Annotated in this window: 4 protein-coding genes and 1 pseudogene; all 5 read right to left on the bottom strand. The window is 71.5% G+C overall.

Going from position 1 to position 3,627, the window contains the following annotated elements; translation table 11 throughout:
* Positions 1-198 precede the first annotated feature (198 nt).
* The gene (locus HW577_RS22530) at positions 199-804 is read right to left on the bottom strand and encodes a hypothetical protein (RefSeq protein WP_332837786.1); all 606 of its coding nucleotides are present in this window, start codon (positions 802-804) and stop codon (positions 199-201) included.
* Entirely contained in the window at positions 801-1,598 is a 798-nt protein-coding gene (locus HW577_RS22535) for a creatininase family protein (RefSeq protein ID WP_198378356.1), read from the bottom strand. Before HW577_RS22535 ends, HW577_RS22530 begins: the two co-directional genes overlap by 4 nt.
* A gap of 27 nt (positions 1,599-1,625) precedes the next feature.
* Entirely contained in the window at positions 1,626-2,198 is a 573-nt protein-coding gene (locus tag HW577_RS22540) for a peroxidase-related enzyme (RefSeq protein ID WP_198378357.1), read from the bottom strand.
* Positions 2,199-2,226: 28 nt separating this feature from the next.
* Positions 2,227-3,363 carry a signal recognition particle-docking protein FtsY gene (gene ftsY, locus HW577_RS22545; protein ID WP_198378358.1) on the bottom strand — a complete coding sequence of 379 codons (1,137 nt, stop codon included), beginning with the start codon at positions 3,361-3,363 and terminating at the stop codon, positions 2,227-2,229.
* Positions 3,363-3,627: pseudogene (locus HW577_RS22550) on the bottom strand (tRNA (N(6)-L-threonylcarbamoyladenosine(37)-C(2))-methylthiotransferase MtaB); the annotation flags it as partial. The pseudogene HW577_RS22550 and the gene ftsY, both read right to left, overlap by 1 nt.

Genomic DNA, 3,627 nt, shown 5'->3' on the forward strand with positions numbered 1-3,627 from the left:
CCACCAAAGGCCGAAAGGCCTTTGGAAACCGAAACCTGGCAAGGGGTACGCGGACGTCGGGCATGACCCCAGGTGATGGTGTCCAGAGGCCTTTCGGCCTCTGGCGGGGAGGTCCGGAGGGGCAGCGCCCCTCCGCGCAACGGCGCGTGGCCTTTCGGCCTCTGGCGGGGAGGTCCGGAGGGGCAGCGCCCCCTGCGTTCACCCGCCGAGCAGGAAAATCCCCCGCCCCGCGTAGAACCGCGCGAAGTCGGCGACGGAGAGCCGCGCATCCTGCCGCGCCGCCGCCGTGTCGCCCGACGGGTTGTGCAGTCGCAGCGTCCCGTCCCGCGTGCCGAACACCAGCACGAGATGCCCGCCGCGCGATGGCGGGTCGCGGTCCGGCCAACGGATCCAGGGATGGACGGAAGCGATGAACATCCCGCGATCCGCGACGAGACCCGGCACCTCCTCCGCCGCGACATCGACGCGCACCTCCGCCGCGATGCGCGGCGCCTGCCGCAGCCAGGCGACGGCGGGGGCGTAGATCAGCCCGCGGATGCCGCCATCGGGTTGCAGGACGTAGCCGCCGCGCCTGGTCAACTCCCGCGCCAGATCAAAGGCGCGCGGCGGGGTCATGCCGCGCGCGGCGAGCGCCATCCGCAGGCAGGCGACGCCGCAGAGGTGTTCCGCCCACCGCGCGTAGTCGGCCCCACCAGCCGCGCCGGAGCGCGGCCAGAGCGGATCATCCTCCGCGCGCAGCGTGCCGGCGAGGATCTCCCCGATCCGGTCCGCGGACTCCCACTGCCCGAAGAAGGGCGGGATCACCGCGGCCCTTGGGCCCGCCCGCGCCGCCACACATCGTCGGGTGGCGACCAGTTCGACGTCTCGCGCAGTTCGCGCGCGAGTCCTTCGGCCATCGCCTCGAAGATCGCGCGGCCCTTCTCGGCCGTCGCGGCGCGCGCATCCCCGCGCACGCCGGTCACCGGCGCGCGTTCGCTGAACGACCAGAAGCGGGATGACACCTGCTGCCCGGCATCGAAGTTACCCGGCGAGACGGAATTCGCGATCTCGTCATGGCGCACCTGCGACGGGTCGAGGTGCAGCCACAGGCTCGTCTCGGCCTCGCAAGCGTGGTGCATCGCCTTCTGCGCGGTGAGTGCGGCGGCGATGGCGGCGGGTGCGACCTTGGTGACCGTCGTGGTCAGCACCGGAATGCCGAATTCATGCGCGAGTTCGCGCGCGCTGACGGCCAGCGGGTCGATGTTGCCGCCATGCGAATTGAACAGCATCACCTTCGAGAAGCCGTCCGCCAGCAGCGACTTCACGATGCACCGCAGCACCGCCGCGAAGGTCGCGTAGTCCAGGCTGATCGTGCCGCCGAAGGGGAAGTGGTGCTCGGACAGCCCGAGCCACATCGGGGGCGTGACCACCGCCGGCAGGTCGGCGCACAGCTCCGCCGCGCGGACGCTGACCGAATGGCCGATGAAGCTGTCGGTCCAGACCGGCAGATGCGGCCCGTGCTGCTCCAGGCTCGCCACCGGCACCACCACCACGGCGTTGCGTTCGGCGAGCGCGCGCAGTTGCGGCGCGGTCAGGCGTTCCCATCGAACCTCGGTCACTTCAACCCCTCCCCATGGCGTCCGCGCTCAGCCGCGGCCCATCGCAAAAAACTCGTCGTTCGGGCGCAGGCTGGTCACGTTGGCCAGCCGGTTGGACATGCCGAAGAAGGCGGCGATGGCGGCGATGTCCCAGATCGCTTCGTCGTCGAAGCCGGCCGCGCGCAGGGCGTCGTGGTCGGCCTCGTTCACCTCGTTCGCGCGGTCGGTGACCTTCAGCGCGAACTCCAGCATCGCACGCTGCTTCTCCGTGATGTCTGCCTTCCGCCAGTTCGCCGCGACCTGGTCGGCGATCAGCGGGTTCTTCGCGCGGATGCGCAGGATCGCGCCATGCGCCACGACGCAATACTGGCACTGGTTGCGGGCGGAGACGGCCACGACGATCATCTCGCGCTCCGCCTTGGTCAGTCCCTCGGCCTTGTCCATCAGCGTGTCGTGATAGGCCATGAAGGCGCGGAATTCCGCCGGCCGGTGCGCGAGCATCATGAAGACGTTCGGCACGAATCCTGACTTTTCCTGCACCGTCAGGATCCGCGTGCGGATGTCCTCGGGCAAGGTCGCGATGTCGGGGATGGGGGTGCGGGCGATGGGGCGCGGGCTCATGCGCCGGACCATCCGCCCGAAGCGGGGATCAGTCCAGACCCAGCAGCCCGCGGGAGAAATCCCGCGCCTCGAAGGGGCGGAGGTCCTCGGCCTTCTCGCCCACGCCCACGGCATGCACCGGCAGGCCGAATTCCTGCGCCAGCGCCACGACCACGCCGCCCTTGGCCGATCCGTCCAGCTTCGTGACGACCAGGCCCGAGACATCGACCATCTCGCCGAACACCTTCACCTGCTGCACGGCGTTCTGGCCGGTGGTGGCATCCAGCACGAGCAGCACCGAATGCGGCGCGCTCTCATCCACCCGGCGAATGATGCGCACCACCTTGCGCAGTTCTTCCATCAGCGCGGTCTTGTTGTGCAGCCGCCCGGCGGTATCGACCAGCAGCACGTCGAGCCCGTCGGCCCGCGCGGCGGTCAGCGAATCGAAGGCGAGCCCGGCGGCATCCGCGCCCGGCTTTGCGGGGGGGAAGAAGCGCGCGCCGGTGCGATCCGCCCAGACCTGCAGCTGCTCCACCGCCGCGGCGCGGAAGGTGTCGCCGGCGACGAAGCCGGCCTTCAGCCCCTGGTCCCGATACTGCTTGCCGAGTTTCGCGATCGTCGTCGTCTTGCCCGTGCCGTTCACGCCGACGACCAGCACGACATGCGGCGCGCGGGCGGGCTCGATGACCAGCGGCCGCGCCACAGGGGCGAGGATCGCGGCAATCTCGTCCGCGAGCGTGGCCTTCACCTCCTCGTCGGTGACTTCCTTGCCGAAGCGCGTCTTCCGGAAGCCGTCCACGATGCGGCGGGAGGCGGCAACGCCGAGATCGGCGGCGATCAGCGTCTCCTCCAGCTCCTCGAGCGCGGCCTCGTCCAGCTTCCGCTTGGTGAAGATGCCGGTGACGCTTTCCGTCAGCTTGGCGGTGGAGCGCGAGAGCCCGGCCTTCAGCCGCGCGAACCAGCCGCCCTTGGCGGGCGGGTCCTCGGCGGTCGGGGGCGGGACCTCGACCGGCGGGGGCGCTGGCGTGGGTTCCGGGATGGACGGCGTCTCGGCCGGGCCGGGCTCGGGCCGTTCGGGCGCGGGGGGCGGGGCTTCCGGCGGGCCGGGGATGGGCAGTTCCGGCGGGCGCGGTTCCTGCGCCGCATCGCCGCCGCCGCGCAGTCGGCCAAGCAGGTTCTTCAGCATCAGGCGGCCTCCGCCAGCAGCGCGTCGTCTGCCGCGCCGGTCACGCGCAGGCGCCGGATCTCGCCCGGCGTCGCGGCCGCGCCCAGCAGGCGCAGCGGCGCGAATTGTTCCGTGTGGCCGCGGTCGGCATGTTCAAACAGCACCGCTTCCTCCTGCCCCACGCGCGCGGCGAACAGGCGCGCGGCGGCCTTCGCACCGGCTTCCCGCAGCCGCGCCGCGCGTTCGCGCCGGACCGGCACGGGCAGCTGCGGCATGCGCGCGGCC

The sequence above is a fragment of the Neoroseomonas rubea genome, assembly GCF_016106015.1.
GTDB classification, from domain to species: Bacteria; Pseudomonadota; Alphaproteobacteria; order Acetobacterales; family Acetobacteraceae; genus Neoroseomonas; species Neoroseomonas rubea.

Coding starts and splice junctions, on each gene's coding strand:
- ftsY (WP_198378358.1), bottom strand. CDS start 3,363: ATGCTGAAGAACCTGCTTGGCCGACTGCGCGGCGGCGGCGATGCGGCG.
- HW577_RS22540 (WP_198378357.1), bottom strand. CDS start 2,198: ATGAGCCCGCGCCCCATCGCCCGCACCCCCATCCCCGACATCGCGACC.